Raw genomic sequence first — 292 nt, forward strand, 5'->3', positions numbered from 1 at the left:
GGAAAAGGCGATCACAATGTCTCCGCTTCCGTGGGCTGCATAGCTCCCGATCCTCGCCAATCCGAAGACTGCTCGTTTTGCCAGCCGTTTCAGCTGCCGTTCGTTAAGCGGTGCATCTGTAGCCAACACCATCATAACAGAGCCGTCCGGCACCTTCTCTTTTGTTTGCACAGCGTTCGCCGCGTCGTCTGCATGCTGTCCAGCGTCCTTCGCCGATCCATCTACCGTTTTGCCTCTCTGTCCCTCAGGTTTCGCGACTTTCGCCACTTCAAGCGGATGCCCCCATCCGTTC

Annotated in this window: 1 pseudogene; it reads right to left on the reverse strand. The window is 57.2% G+C overall.

What is annotated here, in order from left to right:
• Positions 1-162 (reverse strand): annotated as a pseudogene (locus MXD62_RS40165) (P1 family peptidase); the annotation flags it as partial.
• Positions 163-292: the final 130 nt, after the last annotated feature.

Origin of the sequence: Frankia sp. Mgl5 (assembly GCF_023242985.1) — a bacterium.
In the GTDB taxonomy this organism is placed as follows: Bacteria; Actinomycetota; Actinomycetes; order Frankiales; family Frankiaceae; genus Parafrankia; species Parafrankia soli.